Source organism: Streptomyces sp. SID5464 (assembly GCF_009862985.1).
In the GTDB taxonomy this organism is placed as follows: domain Bacteria; phylum Actinomycetota; class Actinomycetes; order Streptomycetales; family Streptomycetaceae; genus Streptomyces; species Streptomyces chartreusis_D.
The window spans coordinates 16,380-32,832 of record NZ_WWIQ01000053.1 but is presented as its reverse complement, the minus strand read 5'-3'; the positions used below and the strand labels follow the sequence as shown (position 1 = coordinate 32,832).

At 70.5% G+C, this 16,453-nt stretch carries 15 protein-coding genes; 9 read left to right on the top strand and 6 right to left on the bottom strand.

Annotation, left to right across the window (positions count from 1 at the left end):
* Nucleotides 1-151: 151 nt before the first annotated feature.
* A complete protein-coding gene (locus tag GTY47_RS25815) occupies nt 152-745 on the top strand; it encodes a histidine phosphatase family protein (RefSeq protein ID WP_010047927.1) in 594 nt (197 codons plus the stop codon).
* Nucleotides 746-796: 51 nt separating this feature from the next.
* Here GTY47_RS25815 and GTY47_RS25810 read toward each other — a convergent pair whose 3' ends face one another.
* Nucleotides 797-2,251: a hypothetical protein gene (locus GTY47_RS25810; protein WP_010047926.1), complete on the bottom strand. Its 1,455-nt coding sequence runs from the start codon at nt 2,249-2,251 to the stop codon at nt 797-799.
* Nucleotides 2,252-2,548: 297 nt separating this feature from the next.
* On the opposite strand from GTY47_RS25810, the gene GTY47_RS25805 reads away from it, so the two are divergent.
* Together GTY47_RS25805 and GTY47_RS25800 are read left to right on the top strand one after the other, a co-directional pair.
* The gene (locus tag GTY47_RS25805; RefSeq protein WP_010047925.1) at nt 2,549-2,956 is read left to right on the top strand and encodes a hypothetical protein; all 408 of its coding nucleotides are present in this window, start codon (nt 2,549-2,551) and stop codon (nt 2,954-2,956) included.
* Nucleotides 2,957-3,024: 68 nt separating this feature from the next.
* On the top strand, nt 3,025-3,894 hold the full coding sequence (locus GTY47_RS25800; protein WP_010047923.1) for a fused MFS/spermidine synthase: 870 nt from the start codon (nt 3,025-3,027) through the stop codon (nt 3,892-3,894).
* A 13-nt stretch (nt 3,895-3,907) separates the two neighbouring features.
* On the opposite strand, the gene GTY47_RS25795 is transcribed toward GTY47_RS25800, so the two are convergent.
* Nucleotides 3,908-4,426 (bottom strand): hypothetical protein, encoded by a 519-nt coding sequence (locus GTY47_RS25795; protein WP_029181742.1) that lies wholly within the window; start codon nt 4,424-4,426, stop codon nt 3,908-3,910.
* Nucleotides 4,427-4,557: 131 nt separating this feature from the next.
* On the opposite strand from GTY47_RS25795, the gene GTY47_RS25790 reads away from it, so the two are divergent.
* The 6 genes from GTY47_RS25790 to GTY47_RS25765 all read left to right on the top strand — a co-directional run bounded on the left by GTY47_RS25790 (nt 4,558) and on the right by GTY47_RS25765 (nt 11,402).
* The gene (locus GTY47_RS25790; protein ID WP_010047919.1) at nt 4,558-5,259 is read left to right on the top strand and encodes a response regulator; all 702 of its coding nucleotides are present in this window, start codon (nt 4,558-4,560) and stop codon (nt 5,257-5,259) included.
* Entirely contained in the window at nt 5,256-6,659 is a 1,404-nt protein-coding gene (locus GTY47_RS25785) for a HAMP domain-containing sensor histidine kinase (RefSeq protein WP_010047917.1), read from the top strand. Before GTY47_RS25790 ends, GTY47_RS25785 begins: the two co-directional genes overlap by 4 nt.
* A 237-nt stretch (nt 6,660-6,896) precedes the next feature.
* Nucleotides 6,897-8,210, top strand: coding sequence for an ABC transporter substrate-binding protein (locus tag GTY47_RS25780; protein WP_029181741.1), 1,314 nt, complete (start codon nt 6,897-6,899; stop codon nt 8,208-8,210).
* The gene (locus GTY47_RS25775) at nt 8,207-9,181 is read left to right on the top strand and encodes a sugar ABC transporter permease (RefSeq protein WP_010047913.1); all 975 of its coding nucleotides are present in this window, start codon (nt 8,207-8,209) and stop codon (nt 9,179-9,181) included. Before GTY47_RS25780 ends, GTY47_RS25775 begins: the two co-directional genes overlap by 4 nt.
* Entirely contained in the window at nt 9,178-10,065 is an 888-nt protein-coding gene (locus GTY47_RS25770) for a carbohydrate ABC transporter permease (protein WP_010047911.1), read from the top strand. Before GTY47_RS25775 ends, GTY47_RS25770 begins: the two co-directional genes overlap by 4 nt.
* 20 nt (nt 10,066-10,085) lie before the next feature.
* Entirely contained in the window at nt 10,086-11,402 is a 1,317-nt protein-coding gene (locus GTY47_RS25765) for a glycoside hydrolase family 36 protein (RefSeq protein ID WP_010047908.1), read from the top strand.
* 61 nt (nt 11,403-11,463) lie between these two features.
* Here the strand turns inward: GTY47_RS25765 and GTY47_RS25760 are convergent, their stop codons facing one another.
* The 4 genes from GTY47_RS25760 to GTY47_RS25745 form a co-directional block, all read right to left on the bottom strand.
* Nucleotides 11,464-12,900 (bottom strand): GH1 family beta-glucosidase, encoded by a 1,437-nt coding sequence (locus tag GTY47_RS25760; protein WP_010047906.1) that lies wholly within the window; start codon nt 12,898-12,900, stop codon nt 11,464-11,466.
* A gap of 127 nt (nt 12,901-13,027) precedes the next feature.
* Nucleotides 13,028-13,945, bottom strand: coding sequence for a carbohydrate ABC transporter permease (locus GTY47_RS25755; RefSeq protein WP_029181740.1), 918 nt, complete (start codon nt 13,943-13,945; stop codon nt 13,028-13,030).
* Nucleotides 13,946-13,957: 12 nt separating this feature from the next.
* A complete protein-coding gene (locus tag GTY47_RS25750; RefSeq protein WP_010047904.1) occupies nt 13,958-14,971 on the bottom strand; it encodes a sugar ABC transporter permease in 1,014 nt (337 codons plus the stop codon).
* Nucleotides 14,972-14,976: 5 nt separating this feature from the next.
* A complete protein-coding gene (locus GTY47_RS25745) occupies nt 14,977-16,302 on the bottom strand; it encodes an extracellular solute-binding protein (RefSeq protein WP_010047903.1) in 1,326 nt (441 codons plus the stop codon).
* Nucleotides 16,303-16,453 lie beyond the last annotated feature (151 nt).

The window sequence follows — 16,453 nt, the reverse complement described above, 5'->3', positions numbered from 1 at the left end:
GGTCGGTCGTGCCACTTTACGGCGTACGTGCGCGCCCTGGGGGCGCCCTCCGGACCTCAAAGACGCAGAGATCGCCCCCCGGGTTGCCCGCGACCAGCGTGCGCGATGATGGTGGAGTTCCGCTCGCGTTTTTCTCCCGGAAAGGTCCCCCATGGCTCCGCGCATCCTGCTGGCCCGGCACGGACAGACCGAGTGGTCGCTGTCCGGCAAGCACACCGGCAGGACCGACGTGCCGCTGCTGGAGGAGGGCCGGCGCGGGGCCAAGCTGCTCGGCGAGCGCCTGCACCGGGCGCCGTACGACGGCCTGCCCGGCGTCGAGGTGCGCACCAGCCCGCTGGCACGCGCGCGTGAGACCTGCGAACTGGCCGGCTTCGGCGACCGCGCGCGGGCGTGGGACGCGTTGCTGGAGTGGGACTACGGGGCGTACGAGGGCATGACGCCGGCGGACATCCAGGCCGTCCGGCCCGGCTGGTTCATCTGGCGCGACGGTGTTCCCGAGGGCGAGACCCTCGCCGGGATCACGGAGCGGGCGGACGAGGTGGTCTCCTGGGCGCGCGCCGAGGACCGGGACGTCCTGGTCTTCGCCCACGGGCACATCCTGCGCTCCATCGGGGCGCGGTGGCTGGGCCTGCCGATCGACTTCGCGGCGCGAATACGGCTGAATCCGACGTCGCTGTCGGTGCTCGGGTGGGCTTACGGGGAGCCGGCGATCGAGAGCTGGAACGATCTCGGCCATCTCGTGTAGCCGTGCCGCCCGCCGGGACGTGTGCCGTCCCGGCGGCACGACTGCCCGCCGCTAGGTCATCCTCGGCGACGACGCGTGCCTCTCCAAGAACGCCGACACCCCCGAAGTTCGCCGGTGTGGTGACAACACCCGTGCCGTAGCCGCCAGCATCGTCTGGATCCGGGACGACTGGACCTCCTCCAGCAGATCCAGCACCCGCATCCCCGCCACGGCGGCCTCGTCCGGCCGACCGCCCCGCGCGAGGTCGTCCGCCAGCTCCGCCGTGTACAGCGCGATGTTCCGCGTGAAGTGCGGATCCTGGAGCTCCGCCGCCCGCCGCGCGTGCCGTGCCGCCCGGGGCCAGTCGCCGAGCGTGGACCAGCACTGCGCCTCCAGGCCCTCCAGTTCGGCCTCTCCGTAGAAGGACATCCACTCGGGGTCGGCGTCCGAGGGGCCCCGATCGAAGAGGGCATGGGCCCGGGCCAGCGCCTGCTCGCAGCCGGCGCGGTCGGCGAGGCCCGCCCAGCCGCCCGCCTCGCGCAGCGCGAGCAGCGACATCAGCCGGGCCGAGCCCACGGGCCGGGCTACACGCTGCGCGGCCTGGGCGGCCCGGACCGCCTCGCGCGGCCGGCCCGCGTCGCGCGCGAGGAAGGCCGTGTTGCAGAAGGCGTGCGCCTCCAGGCCGGGATCGCCGGTCATCCGGGCGGTCGCCAGCGCCTCCGCGTAGTGGGAGCGGGCGTCGTCGAAGCGCCCGGAGTCGTGCGCCAGCCAGCCCACGGAGATGGCCAGTTCACCGGCGCCCGAGTAGAGCCGGTCCGCCGTCGTCTGCCGGGTCGTACCGGCGTCCAACAGGGCGTAGGCGGCACGCAGCGGGGCCGCGGCGCGGCGGTAGAGGCCATCGGCCCCGTGCCGGTCGTCGAGCAGCCGGATGCGGCGGACGGCTTCTTCCAGGGCGCCCGCGTCACTCGCCCCGGCGCGGCGCACGGGGCGCTGTGCCGCCGCGGCGTCGAGGGCGAGGCCGACGGGCCCCAGCGAGGCGGCGGCCACCGTGGCGCCCCCGCCGGTCATGAATGCGCGACGTAGCACGTCGCTCTCCTCGTAGGTGTCGTGCGGGTGGTACGGGTCGTACGGGTTCTGCGTTTCATACGGCTCGCACGCCCCGCTGGTCTCAGTCGTGGCGTTCGCCGGGGGGTTCGCGGTGCACATCAGGGGCGCGTCCTCGGTGTCGCGCGCCCGGCGTCCGCGTACCGACGAGCGGGGCGCGAACCCCAAGTCGGTGAGTGTGCGGCCAGGAAACATGTGCAGGAACACCCGTTCGTACGCGTAGTTGGGGCAGCGGATCTCGCCCGCCTCGACCCGGCCGATGTACCGCGCGTCACAGCTGACCTGCTCGCCGATCTCCAGAGCGGCCCGGCGGATCGCCGCGGCGAACTCGGCCGGCGAGCGCTGTCCGCGCAGGTGCCGGAAGGCGAGGTTGGGCCGCGGTGGCCGGTTGGGTTGAGACGAGGTCACCGTTGACGACGCCATGGCCGGGTCCTCTCGTGCGAACCGTCGAACCATGCCGGGTTTGGGGCGAGTTGTACGCATTGTCCCGTATGGTCTGCCCCGTGTCCGGCGAGCAAGAACGTACCTGCTGTGCCGGAGTCCTCACGCTGGGTTTGGCTACAAACCGGATATCTCATCCGTGATCTGCCATGAAGTGCCATCCTTTGCGGCTGACTTCCGCCGTAGCCGTTGACGGTCTGCCGCGTTGAACCCTGTGGACCGGGAGGCCCCCGACTCCCGACCGCTCGTCCAAGCAGGGGTTCCGTGGTGGAGGCCGGGATGGAGACCAGCCAGATCAACGATCCTCGTACACCGCCGAGCAGGCCGCCGAGCACGCCGCCGGCCGGCTGTGATGTCGTGACCGTGCCGGCACGGCAGGGGTTGGAGGCGGTCGACATCCTGCGGCGCGGGACCGGGGAAGCGGTCGGGCCCGTACTGCACGACGACGGCGGTGCCACACTGGGCTTCCTCGTGCCGCCGGGGACGGCCGCGGCGTGGGACGTGCCGGGGAGCACGTGCACGGGGACCGACGGACGCGGACTGCCCCTGGCCCCCGAGTCTCCGGTGGCGGGCTCGGACTGGCTGCTGCCGCCCGGGGAGGCGGACCTCGCGACGGACCCGGCGGTGCTGCGCAAGGCCCTCGGGGAGGCGGCCCGGACCATCAGGGCGGCGGACGGCTGCCGCTGAGGCGCCGAGGCACCGCCGCCCGGGGGAGCGTACGTCCTGCTTAACAGGCCGCCCCCGATAATGACCCAATGGGAAAGTCCAGGAGCGGCCGGCGCAGGCAGGCCGGTGCGGAAGCCGTCGTCGAGAGCGTCGACGGCGGGCTCGCCGAGCTCATCCCCGACCGCGACCGGGCCCGGGGCTGGACCCTGGTGATCGACGGGGCCCCGCAGTCGCACGTCGACCTGGACGACCCGGCGTACCTGTCCTTCGAGTACCAGCGCCGGCTCGGGCATGTCATCGACCTCGTCGCCCCGCCGGGCCGGCCCGTGCACGCCGTGCACCTCGGCGGCGGCGCGCTCACCCTCGCCCGCTACGTCGCCGCCACCCGGCCCCGCTCCACCCAGCAGGTCGTCGAACGGGACGCCGCCCTCGTGCAACTGGTCCGCCGCCGACTGCCGTTGGACGCGAACGCGCGCATCAGGGTGCGGTCCGTCGACGCCCGCGAGGGGCTCGCCAAGGTGCCGGACGGCTGGGCCGACCTGGTCATCACCGATGTGTTCAGCGGGGCCCGCACCCCGGCCCATCTGACCTCGACCGAGTTCCTCGACGACGTACGCAGGGCCCTCAAGCCCGGCGGGATCTACGCCGCCAACCTCGCCGACGGGCCGCCGCTGGCCCACCTGCGCGGCCAGATCGCCACCGCCGCCGCCCGTTTCGAACAGCTCGCGCTGGTCGCCGACCCGACGGTGCTGCGCGGCAAACGCTTCGGGAACGCCGTCCTGGTCGCCTCCGACCAGCCGTTGCCCGTCGCCGAACTGACCCGCCGCGCCGCCTCCGACCCGCACCCCGGCCGGGTCGAGTACGGCAGGACCCTCACCGACTTCACCGGCGGGGCCGCACCCGTCACGGACATCGCGGCGGTGGCGTCGCCCGCGCCGCCCGCTTCGGTGTTCCGGTGAGCCCGTACGGCACTCAGTAGGTCCCGATCTCCACGCGCGGCGGTCCGTCGTGCCAGGTGCAGAACACCGACACCCGGTCCGCGCCCGAGGAGAACTCCACGCGGATCCACGACTCCGTCTTCCACACCTGCATCGACCAGCCCGCACCGGGAGTGGCCGAGACGAGGGACGCGGAGGTCCTGCCCAGGTCGAAGACAGCCCGGCCGCCGTCGGTGTCGTAGCTCTTGACCTCGCCGGCGGCCGTGGAGGTGGCGGCGGGGGAGGGACTGGGCGGTTGTGTGGGGGGCGGGCTCGGCGTTCTGGCCGCGGGCGGTGCGCTCGGCGTCCGGCGCGGTCGCGGACTCGTCCGTTCCGACGGCGTGGCCGGGGCCTTCGACTCCTGCCTGGACGCTTCGGCCGCCTTGATGGGCAGGGCGCGCGGCGGGTCGTAGGCCGTGCCCGCCAGCACCGTGTGGACACCCCACCACGACAGCGTGACCGCCGCGCCCGTGGCGAGCAGCCAGGCCAGTACGTGCACGAGTCCTCTGCGCATCGCCGGTCATACTGCCTCACGTGTCCCACGCGTTGTCCCCGAACGGGAGTACGCGGGGGCCGGTCGTCCCCAGGCGGGGAGTTGTCCACAGGCCCGCACCCGGCTGTTCGAGATGGCGTACGGTGCGGCGCATGGCAAGTGTGCTCGTGGTCGAGGACGACCAGTTCGTACGCTCGGCGCTCATCCGGCACCTGACCGACGCCTCGCACACCGTACGCAGCGTGGGGACGGCACTGGAGGCGCTGCGCGAGGTCGCCCATGTCCGCTTCGACGTGGTGGTCCTGGACCTCGGGCTGCCCGATCTCGACGGGTCCGAGGCCCTGAAGATGCTGCGCGGCATCACGGACGTGCCGGTGATCGTCGCCACGGCCCGGGACGACGAGGCGGAGATCGTCCGGCTGCTGAACGCCGGGGCGGACGACTACCTGACCAAGCCCTTCTCGGTCGAGCACCTGTCGGCCCGGATGTCGGCCGTGCTGCGCCGCGCCCGCTCCGGCGCGGGAGAGGGGGAGGTGTCGGTGCTCCGGGTCGGCGGCCTGACCGTCGACCCGCTGCGCCGCCGGGCCGAGCTGGACGGTGCGCGGCTCGACCTGACCCGCCGCGAGTTCGACCTGCTCGCCTTCCTGGCCCGCCGGCCCGGTGTCGTCGTCCCCCGCAAGGAACTGCTCGCCGAGGTGTGGCAGCAGTCGTACGGCGACGACCAGACCATCGACGTCCATCTGTCCTGGCTGCGCAGGAAACTGGGCGAAACTGCCGCGAACCCCCGCTATCTGCACACCCTTCGGGGCGTCGGTGTGAAGCTCGAACCGCCGGGGGCGGAGGCGCCGCGATGAGGTGGGCCCTGGTCAAGGTGTCGCTGGCGGTGACCACCATGGTCGTGCTCGCCTTCGCGGTGCCGCTCGGACTCGTCATCCGCGAGATGGCCCGGGACCGCGCCTTCTCGGGCGCCGAGCGGGAGGCGGCGGTCGTCGCCCCGGCGTTGTCCATCACCACCGACCGCGACCAGCTCGAACGGGTCGTGGCCGCTGCCGGCTCCGACGCCGGGATGGCCGTGCACATACCGGCGGGTGACGGCCAGGAGGCCCTGGAGCTCGGGCGGCAGCGCGCCGCCGACGAGGACATCGCGGCCGTGCGGAAACTGGGCCGCGCCTCCACCACCGGCGTCGCAGGCGGCTCGACGCTGCTCCAGCCGGTCGCGCTCAGCACCGGCGAGATCGCGGTCGTCGAGGTGTACGTGCCGGAAGCCGAGGTCACCAACGGCGTGGGCACGGCCTGGGCGGTGCTCGCCGGGGTCGGTGTCGCGCTGGTCCTCGGCTCGGTCGCCGTCGCCGACCGGCTGGGCGTGCGGATGGTCCGGCCCGCCAAGCGCCTGGTCGAGGGGGCACGCGACCTCGGGGAGGGCGGGCTCGGCGCGCGCGTGCCCGAGGAGGGCCCGACCGAACTGCGGCTCGCCGCGGTGGCGTTCAACTCGATGGCCGACCAGGTCGTCCAACTGCTGGCGAACGAACGGGAGCTGGCGGCCGACCTGTCCCACCGGCTGCGCACGCCCCTGACCGTGCTGCGGCTCAACGCCGCCTCGCTCGGCGAGGGACCGGCCGCCGAGCAGACCCGGACCGCGGTCGAGCAGCTGGAGCGTGAGGTCGACACCATCATCCGTACGGCCCGGGAGGCCAAGCCGCAGACGGCCGCGGCCGGTCCGGGTGCCGGGTGCGACGCGGCCGAGGTGGTGCGGGAGCGGATGGCGTTCTGGTCGGCGCTCGCGGAGGACGAGGGCCGCAAGTGGCGGGTGGCCGGGGCCGACCGGCCGGTGCGCATACCCGTGGCCCGCGCCGACCTGGCCGCCGCGCTCGACGCGCTGCTGGGCAACGTCTTCCGGCACACCCCGGAGGGCACCGCCTTCGCGGTCGACGTGCACAACGGCGAGGACGCGGTGATCGTCCTCGTGTCCGACGCGGGGCCCGGCATATCCGACCCACAGGCCGCGATGGCGCGGGGCCGCGGCTCCGGGAGCGACGGCTCGACCGGGCTCGGCCTGGACATCGTGCGCCGGCTCGCGGAGTCGACCGGCGGGGACGTGCGGATCGGCTCCTCGGTGCTCGGCGGGACCGAGGTGCGGATCTGGATCCAGCTGGACGGGCGGGCGCCGGCGAGCAGCAGGGGGCACCGTGGGCCGGTGCGGCGCCGGCGGCGGGGCGGGCTGGTCGCTGCATACAACCGCTCCCGCTCTCTCTGACGGCTGCCTCTCTCTTCGGCCGGTCCTCCCGGTCCCGTCCCAGGACCTGATCCTCCCAGGACGTCTGGTGTTCACGGGTCGGTCACATTTCGACAAATGAAGTCGACGGCCCTTGACGCATGACCGGACACACGGCTGTTATTGCGCCACCGTGTTCGGTCAAGTTGATTTCTGGTCGATTAAGACCGGATTTCACGCCACACCCTCGTGGCCGAACCCTGCCCCCAGGAGCCGTTCATGCACGACCTCTCTCCTTCCGGACTCTCCCTCACCGCTCCCAGCCGCCGCACTCTGCTGCGCGGCATAGGTGGCGCGGCCCTGCTCGGTGCCGGCATACCCCTGCTGAGCGCCTGTGGCGGCAGCGGCACGGCCGCCGACCCGAAGACGGTCAGCCTCGGCTCGAACTCCTCGGACGCGGTGCCGAAGAAGGCGTTCGCCGAGATCTACGCCGCCTTCACGAAGAAGTCCGGCATCAAGGTCGACGTGAACACCAAGGACCACAACACGTTCCAGGAGCAGATCAACTCCTACCTCCAGGGCACGCCCGACGACGTCTTCACCTGGTTCGCCGGCTACCGCATGCAGTTCTTCGCGTCGAAGAAGCTGGCCACCCCGATCGACGACGTGTGGCAGAAGATCGGCGGGAACTTCCCCGAGGCGATGAAGAAGCTCAGCAAGGGCGAGGACGGCAAGTACTACTTCGTGCCGCTGTACACGTACCCGTGGGCGGTCTTCTACCGCAAGAGCGTCTTCGCCCAGCACGGCTACAAGGTCCCCACCACCTGGGACGACTTCGTCGCCCTGTGCAAGCGGATGCAGAAGGACGGGCTGGTCCCGATCGCCTTCGGCGACAAGGACGCCTGGCCCGCGATGGGCACCTTCGACCAGATCAACTTCCGCACCAACGGCTACGACTTCCACGTCGAGCTGATGGCCGGCAAGGCCGCCTGGACCGACCCCAAGGTGCGCAAGGTCTTCGACCACTGGACGGAGATCCTCCCCTACCACCAGGACGGCGCGGTGGGCCGCACCTGGCAGGACGCGGCCCAGACCCTGGTGGCGAAGAAGGCCGGCATGTATCTGCTGGGCACCTTCGTCGGCCAGCAGTTCACCAACAAGGCCGACCTGGACGACCTCGACTTCTTCGCCTTCCCGGAGATCGACCCGCAGTTCGGCCAGGACACCGTCGAGGCGCCCACCGACGGCTTCATGCTCTCCAAGGCCCCGAAGAACCACGACGGCGCCGTCAAGCTGCTGGAGTACCTGGGCACCCCCGAGGCCGAGCAGATCTACCTCAAGGCCGACTCGAGCGTGGTCGCCGCCTCCACCAAGGCCGACACCGCCTCCTACACCGCGCTCCAGAAGAAGTCCTTCGAGATGATCTCCAGCGCGAAGAGCCTCACGCAGTTCATGGACCGCGACTCCCGTCCGGACTTCACCTCCACGGTGATGCAGCCCGCGCTCCAGAACTTCATCCGCAACCCCAAGAACGTCGACAGCATCCTCTCGTCGATCGAGCGTCAGAAGAAGACGATCTTCGCGTCCTCATGAGCACCGACACCTCCACCGAGAACCCGGAGACGGTCCCCGCGCCGTCTCCGGGCGCCGCTCCCGCGAAGAGCTCGACGGGCCACCGTCGCCTGCTGACCCGCCGCGACCGCATCACGCTCGGCCTGATGGCGGGCGTGCCGACGATCCTGCACGTCGCCCTGGTGTGGCTGACGGCCCTCGCCTCCATCGCGCTGGCCTTCACCACCTGGGACGGCATCGGCTTCGACTCCATCAAGTGGGTCGGCCTGCAGAACTTCAAGGAGCTGTTCACCAGCAACCCGCAGTTCTGGCCCGCCGTCGAGCACAACGTCATCTGGTTCGTCGTGCTCATCCTGCTGCCCACGCCGTTCGGCCTGTTCCTGGCCGTGCAACTGGACAAGAAGATCCGGTTCAGCCGCGTCTACCAGACCGCGTTCTTCCTGCCGGTCGTGATGTCGCTGGCGGTCATCGGCTTCGTCTGGCAACTGATCTACAACCCCGACACCGGCCTGATCAACAGCCTCATCGGAGCCAACAAGCCCGGCCACTACATCGACTGGATCGGCGACCCGGACCTCAACCTCTGGGCCATCCTGGTCGCCGCCTCCTGGCGGCACGCCGGCTACATGATGATCCTCTACCTGGCCGGCCTGAAGAGCGTCGACCCGGCCCTGCGCGAGGCCTCCGCGCTGGACGGGGCCAACGAGTGGCAGACGTTCAAGAACGTCGTCTTCCCGACCCTGCGGCCCACCAACACCGTCGTCCTGGTCGTCACGATCATCGAGGCCTTGCGCGCCTTCGACCTGGTCTTCGTCTTCAACAAGGGCGCCCAGGGCACGGAGTTGCTGTCGATCCTGGTGACCAACAACATCATCGGCGAGTCCAGCCGGATCGGATACGGCTCCGCCATCGCGGTCGTCCTGCTGGTGATCTCGCTCGCGGTGATCATCCCGTACCTGATCGCCACCTTCCGGAAGGAGCGGCGCGCATGAGCACCGTCGCCGACGCTCACAAGCAGCGCACCCCCGTCCGCCCCGCCCGGATCCTGCTGCACACCTTCCTCGTCGTCACGGCGCTGGCCTGGCTGGCGCCCCTGCTGTGGGCGCTGCTCGCGGCGATGCGGCCCTACTCGGAGACCAGCACGAAGGGCTATGTCTCCTGGCCCGACAAGCTGAGCTTCGACAACTTCACCGCCGCCTTCCAGCAGTCGGACATGCTCCACTACTTCGGCAACACGCTGATCATCGCCGTGCCGGCCGTGCTGCTGACGCTGCTGCTGTCGTCGATGGTCGCCTTCTACGTCAGCCGCTTCGACTTCCGCCTCAACCTGGCCCTGCTGCTGGTCTTCACCGCCGGCAACCTGCTGCCCCAGCAGGTCATCATCACGCCGCTGTACCGGCTGTACCTGCTGATCGACCTGCCCGGCATCACGATGAGCGGCAAGCTCTACGACTCCGCGCTCGGCCTGGTCCTGATCCACGTGGCGTTCCAGTCCGGCTTCTGCGCGTTCGTGCTGAGCAACTACATGCGCTCGCTGCCGCACGAACTGACCGAGGCCGCCCTGGTCGACGGCGCCTCCGTCTGGCGCCTGTACTGGCAGATCGTGCTGCCGCTGTGCAAGCCCGCGATGGCCGCCCTCGCCACCCTGCTGTCCATCTGGATCTACAACGACTTCTTCTGGGCCATCGTCCTGATCTCCACCGGCGAGAACATGCCGATCACCTCGGCACTGAACAACCTCTCCGGGCAGTACTTCACCGACCCCAACCTGGTCGCCGCCGGAGCCCTGCTCACCGCGATCCCCACCCTCATCGTCTACTTCGTGCTCCAGCGCCAGTTCGTCAGCGGCCTGACCCTGGGCGCCAACAAGGGCTGACCTTTCCGAAAGAGAGCACCGTGCACCACCCCTTCACGCCGCTGGCCTCCGTGCCCGTCGACCTCCGCCAGGCCCGTGTCCACGAGGAGGGCTGGCAGTCCTGGAGCCCCAGCGGCGCCTACGCCCTGGGCGCGGCTCCCCACCGTCCGGCCAACGCCAACTGGGCCACGGTCTGCTACCGGCCCGGCGTCACCGTCCCCGCCGGCGTCTTCCAGGGCGAGGGCCTGCTCGCGCTCGACCCCGGCGACGGCGCACCGGTCCGGCTGTGGGCGGCGGCCGAGCCGACGCGCGAGGTGCCGTCGATCCGGCTCGCCGTACGGGACGGGGTCGCGGAGGTCGGTGCCGACGGCCCGGTGAAGGAGTGGACGGGCGAGGACGTCCAGTCGGTGCTGCGCGACTGGGCGGGCAGTCTCGGACTGGACGCCCCGCGCCCGGCGCCCAGCGTCTGGTGCTCCTGGTACGAGTACTTCACGGACGTCACCGAGGACGACATCCACGAGAACCTCCGCGCGATGGACACCCTCGACCTGCCCGTCGACGTCGTCCAGATCGACGACGGCTACCAGCAGGCACTCGGCGACTGGCTGACCCTCTCCGGACGCTTCCGCTCCCGCGCCGGAATCGCCGACAAGATCCGCTCCCGCGGCCGCCGCGCCGGCATCTGGACGGCTCCCTTCCTCGTCGACCCGGCGAGCGACCTGGCCGCCGAACACCCCGACTGGCTGGTCCGGGACACCGCCGGCGGCTTCGCCCACGCCGGCCGCAACTGGGGCCACGACCTGCGGGTCCTGGACACCACCCACCCGGACGCGGCGGCGTACCTGACCGAGGTCTTCACGACCCTGCGCGCCGAGGGCTACGACTACTTCAAGACCGACTTCCTCTACGCGGGCGCCCTGGCCGGCCTCCGCCACGCGGACGTCGACCCCCTGACGGCGTACCGCGGGGGCATCCGCCTGATCCGCGACGCGATCGGCCCGGACTCCTACCTCCTGGGCTGCGGCGCCCCGATGCTCCCCTCCATCGGCCTTTTCGACGCCATGCGCGTCAGCCCCGACACGGCCCCGCACCGCCGCCCCGAGGCGGACGACTACTCCCAGCCGGGCCAGGACCCGGCCGAGTTCACTGGCGCGGCCCGCCAGTGGCAGCACGACCGCCTCTGGACCAACGACCCCGACTGCCTGATGGCCCGCCCCGCTGTCGAGACCCGCGAACAGTGGGCGGCACACGTGGAGTCCACGGGCGGCCTGATGGCCTCCAGCGACCGCTTGCTGTCCCTGGACGAGTGGGGCGTGACGACGACCCGCCGACTGCTGACACCACGCGGCGTCTCCTGACATGCCGGGGCGCGGCACTCCCCTATCAGTGCCGCGCCCCGTCCCCCCGCCTCCGCAGTGGCTAGACCGCCTCCACCTCCGGCAGCGTGCCCGTCCGGGCCGCCCGGGCGTACCAGTGGGCGCTGGACTTCGGGGTGCGTTCGAGCGTCGCGTAGTCCACGTACACCGCGCCGAAGCGCTTGCCGTAGCCGTACGACCACTCGAAGTTGTCCATCAGGGACCACAGGAAGTAGCCGCGGACGTCCGCGCCGTCGGCGATCGCGCGGCGGACCGCCGACAGGTGGCCGTGCAGGTAGGCGACGCGCTCCGGGTCGTGCACCCGGCCGTCCGAGTCGACCTTGTCGTCGTAGGCCGCGCCGTTCTCGGTGATGTACAGCGGCAGGCCCGGTGCCTCCCGGGTGTAGCGCATGATTAGCTCGTGCAGGCCGGTCGGGTCGATCGTCCAGCCCATCTCGGTGCGGTCGCCGGGCGTCTGGTGGAAGGCGACGTCGTCCGCGGCCGGCCAGGGCGAGTGGTCGCTGGAGCCGTGGCCGTCGGCGCGGGGTTCCTTCGCCGCCGGGTCGGCCGCCGAGACCAGCGAGGGCGTGTAGTAGTTGAGGCCCAGCGCGTCCAGCGGCTGGTTGATCAGCGTCAGGTCGCCGTCGAGGACGTGGTTCCAGTCCGTGAGCTCCGCCGTCGCCACGTACAGCGACTCCGGGTAGGCGCCGTGCAGGATCGGGCCGTGGAAGACGCCGTTGGCCAGGTCGTCGATCTTCCGGGCCGCCGCCAGGTCCGCCGGGCTCTGCGAAAGCGGCCTGACCACCGAGGAGTTGAGGCTGATGGCCACCGTGTTGCGGGCCGGCATCACCGACCGCAGCGCCGACGCGCCCAGCCCGTGCGCCAGGTTCAGATGGTGCGCGGCACGCAGCGACGCCGCCGGATCCGTCCGGCCCGGGGCGTGCACCCCGGAGGCATAGCCCAGGAACGCGCTGCACCACGGCTCGTTGAGCGTCATCCACTGCTCGACCCGGTCGCCCAGCGCCTCGCCGACGATCTGCGCGTACTCCGCGAAACGGTACGCCGTGTCACGCTCCGGCCAGCCGCCCGCGTCCTCCAGCTCCTGCGGCAGGTCCCAGTGGTAGAGCGTGACGGCCGGCCTGATGCCCTTGGACAGCAGCTCGTCGACCAGCCGGCGGTAGAAGTCCAGGCCCTTCTGGACGGCCGGACCCCGGCCGGTCGGCTGCACCCGCGACCACGAGACGGAGAAGCGGTAGGCGCCCAGGCCCAGCTCCGCCATCAGGGCCACGTCCTCGCGGTAGCGGTGGTAGTGGTCGACAGCGATGTCACCGTGGTCGCCGCCGGCCGTCTTGCCCGGCGTATGGCTGAAGGTGTCCCAGATCGACGGCGTACGGCCGTCCTCCCGCACCGCGCCCTCGATCTGGTACGCGGAGGTCGCCGCGCCCCAGAGGAAGGCGGGAGGGAAGGTCACCGCAGCGGCCGGGTTCTCGGAGTCAGGCATGGAAGCGCTCCCATTGGAGGTCGTGGAGAGGCGAGGGGGGAAGAGGGAGGGGGGAGGAGGGAGGAACAGGGGCCGGGGCGGCGCTGACCCGGCACCCTGGAAGAACCCTGGGAGAACGGACGAGGCGTCAGCCCTTGACGGCGCCCTGCATGATGCCGCCCACGATCTGCTTGCCGAAGATCGCGAAGACCAGCAGCAGCGGCAGCGTGCCCAGCAGCGCGCCCGCCATGATCAGGGACTGGTCGGGCGTGTAGCCGCGGCCCAGGCCCGCGACCGCGACCTGCACGGTCGGGTTGCCCATCTGGGTCAGCACCAGGAACGGCCACATGAAGTCGTTCCACGTCTGCACGAACGTCAGCATCCCGAGCACGGCCATCGCCGGCCGGGCAGCCGGGAACACCACGTGCCAGACCACGCGCCAGCTGCTCGCCCCGTCGACCCGGGCGGCCTCGATGATCTCGTCCGGCAGCGCCTGGATCAGGTACTGCCGCATGAAGAACACACCGAACGCGCTGACCAGCGAGGGGAAGATCACCGCCTGCAACTGGTCCGTCCAGTCGAGCTTGGCGACCATCATGTACAGCGGGATCACGCTCAGCTGCGGCGGCACCATCATCGTGCCGATCACGATCAGCATCAGCGCGCCCCGGCCCCTGAACCGCAGCTTGGCGAAGGCGAAACCGGCGATCGTCGACAGGAAGACGACGACCAGCGCCGAAACACCCGCCACGATCGTGGTGTTGAAGAACGCCTCACCCAGATTGGCTTCATTCCAGGCGATCTCCAGCTTGTCGAACAGGCCGGAGCCGAACCAGAACGGCGGCGGCGTCTGCGCGAGCCGCTGGTTGTCACGGGAGGCGGCGATCGCCGTCCACACCAGCGGGAAGAGCGAGACGATGGTGAACACGATGAGGATCGCGTAGGCGATCGGACCGCCGTGCAGCTGCCCGCCGGCCCGTGCCGACTTCGGCAGACGCGGGCGTTTGGACTCTTTCGCGGGCGCACCGGGCGGCGGCGCGTCGGGGGGCGTCACAGTCGTCGTCACGGCCACCACTCCTTAACTACTGGCGCGCAGCCGGCGCGAGATGACGTAGTTGACGACCCCGATGACGATCAGGATCAGGAACATCGTCCAGGCGATCGCCGAGGCACGGCCCAGGTGCTGGGCGACCCAGCCCTGCTCGTACAGATACAGACCGAGCGTCTGGAACTGGTGCTCCGCGCCGCCGGACGTGCCCTTGTTGGCGTCGAAGAGCAGCGGCTCGCCGAAGACCTGGCTCGCGCCGATCGTCGACACGACACACGTGAACAGGATCGTCGGTCGCAGTGCCGGCAGCGTCACGTGGATGAACTGCTGCCAGCGGTTGGCCCCGTCCAGCGCCGCCGACTCGTACAGGTCCTGCGGGATCGCCTGCATCGCGGCCAGGTAGATCAGCGCGTTGTAGCCGGTCCAGCGCCAGATGATGATCGACGAGACGGCGATCTGCGAGGGCCACTTGTCGTTCTGCCAGTCGACCGGGTTGATGCCGACCATGTCGAGCGCCCAGTTGATCATGCCGTAGTCACGGCCGAAGAGCAGCACGAACACCAGCGAGGCGGCGGCGATCGACGTCGCGTACGGCGCGAGCATCACGACCCGGAAGAAGGTCGAGGCCCGCAGCTTGTAGTTGAGGATGTGGGCGATGCCCATCGCCATCAGCAGCTGCGGGACGGTGGAGATGATGCCGATGGTCAGGGTGTTCTTCGCCGCGTTCCAGAAGAACTCGTCGTCGAAGATCCGGGTGTAGTTGCGCAGCCCGACCCAGTTCATGTCGGTCGGCGCGGTCAGCTCCACCTGGTGCAGCGAGGCCCAGCCCGTGTAGATCAGCGGGAACAGGCCGAACGCGATGAACAGCAGGAAGAACGGGGAGACGAAGGCGTACGGGCTCCAGCGGATGTCCCGCTGCCAGCGGCGGGACAGCCGGTCCCGGCGCCGGCGCTCCTTCTCCACGGCCGCGGCGTCCCCGGGCGGGCGGCCCGGGGCCGCGCCCCCCTCCACGGGGGGCGCGGCGGTGTCGTGACGGGTGGCCATACGGGTCACTGGTCCAGCTTGTTGTCGATGGTCTTGACCGCGGAGTCCCAGGCCTCCTGGGCGGACTTGCCCTTCGTGGCGAGGATGACGCCGTTGTCCGTCAGGCCCTGCATGATGATCTGGTCCTTCGGGCCGATCACCTGCTCCGGGGCGGCCTTGGCGGCCTCCGCGAAGACCGGGCCGATCTTCTGGTCACCGGTCATCTCGTTCGTCGCGCCGGTCACCTCGGGCATGGTGTAGGCGGACGGGGCGCTCGGGAAGCTGGCCTGCACCTTGAACAGCTTCGCCTGCTGCTCCGGCGCGGTCAGCCAGGTCACGAACTTCTGGGCCTCCTTCACGTGCTTGCCGCTCTTCGGCACGGTGAGGAAGGTGCCGCCCCAGTTGCCGCCCTTGGGCGCGGTGGCCACGGCCCACTTGCCGGCGGCCTCGGGCTTGGCGTTGCCCTTGATCGTGCCGAGCATCCACGGCGGGCAGGCGATCGCGGCGAACTTGTTGTTGGCGATCGTGGAGTTCCAGCCCGGCTGGAACTGCGTCTGCGACTGGACGAGGCCCTTCGCGGCGGCCTCCGCGGTCAGGTTGAAGGCGGCCTTGACGGCCGGGTTGGTCTTGTAGATGACCTTCCCGGAGGCGTCGTAGAACTTCTCCTTCTCGCTGCCCAGGATGGCCTGGATCAAACCGCCGGGGGAGTCCATGAAGAAGGTGCCCTTGGGGGCCTTGGACTTGTAGCGCTCACCGACTTCGACGAGCTTGGCCCAGTCACCGGCCCACAGCTTGCCGACCTCGGCCGGGTCGGTGGGCAGACCGGCCTGCTTGAAGAGGTCCGTGCGGTAACAGATCGCCATCGGGCCGACGTCGGTGCCGAGGCCGATCGTCCTGCCGTCCTTGGTGGTGGCCTGCTGCCACTTCCAGGGCAGCCACTTGCTCTTGTCGACGCCCGGAGCCTTCGACATGTCCTCGAGCTTGTCGGCCTGGGTCGCCGTGACCTCGGCGATGTTGGCGACTTCGACGGCCTGGACGTCCAGCAGACCGCTGTTCGTGGTGAGGTGGTTCAGCAGCGCCGGGTAGTAGTTCTCGTTCCGCTCGACGACGTTCTCGGCGATCTTGATCTTCGGGTTGAGCTTCTCGTACTCGGCGTAGAGGCCGGCTTCCTTGAAGCCCATGGTGCCGAAGAGCCCCACGGAGATCGTCGTCTTGCCGCCGCCGTCGCCGGACGAGGAACCGGAACTGTCGTCTCCGCCGTCGTCGGCACAGCCGGCCAGCAGCCCGGCGCCCAGCGATGCGACGGCCGCGACGACCATCGCCTTGCGGGCGGTTCGGATGCGTGCTCGCATGTCGTCCTCCTGTTGCCCTGACGTGCCGACCCCCCGGCCAACTGCATTGTTGGACCCGTTTTTACTCGCTGCGGCTCGGGTGGGGAACGTGCGGGTTGTGTATGTGTCAGGTACTGTGGGAGCGCTCCCACCGGTGATGTGTTGAAGGTTC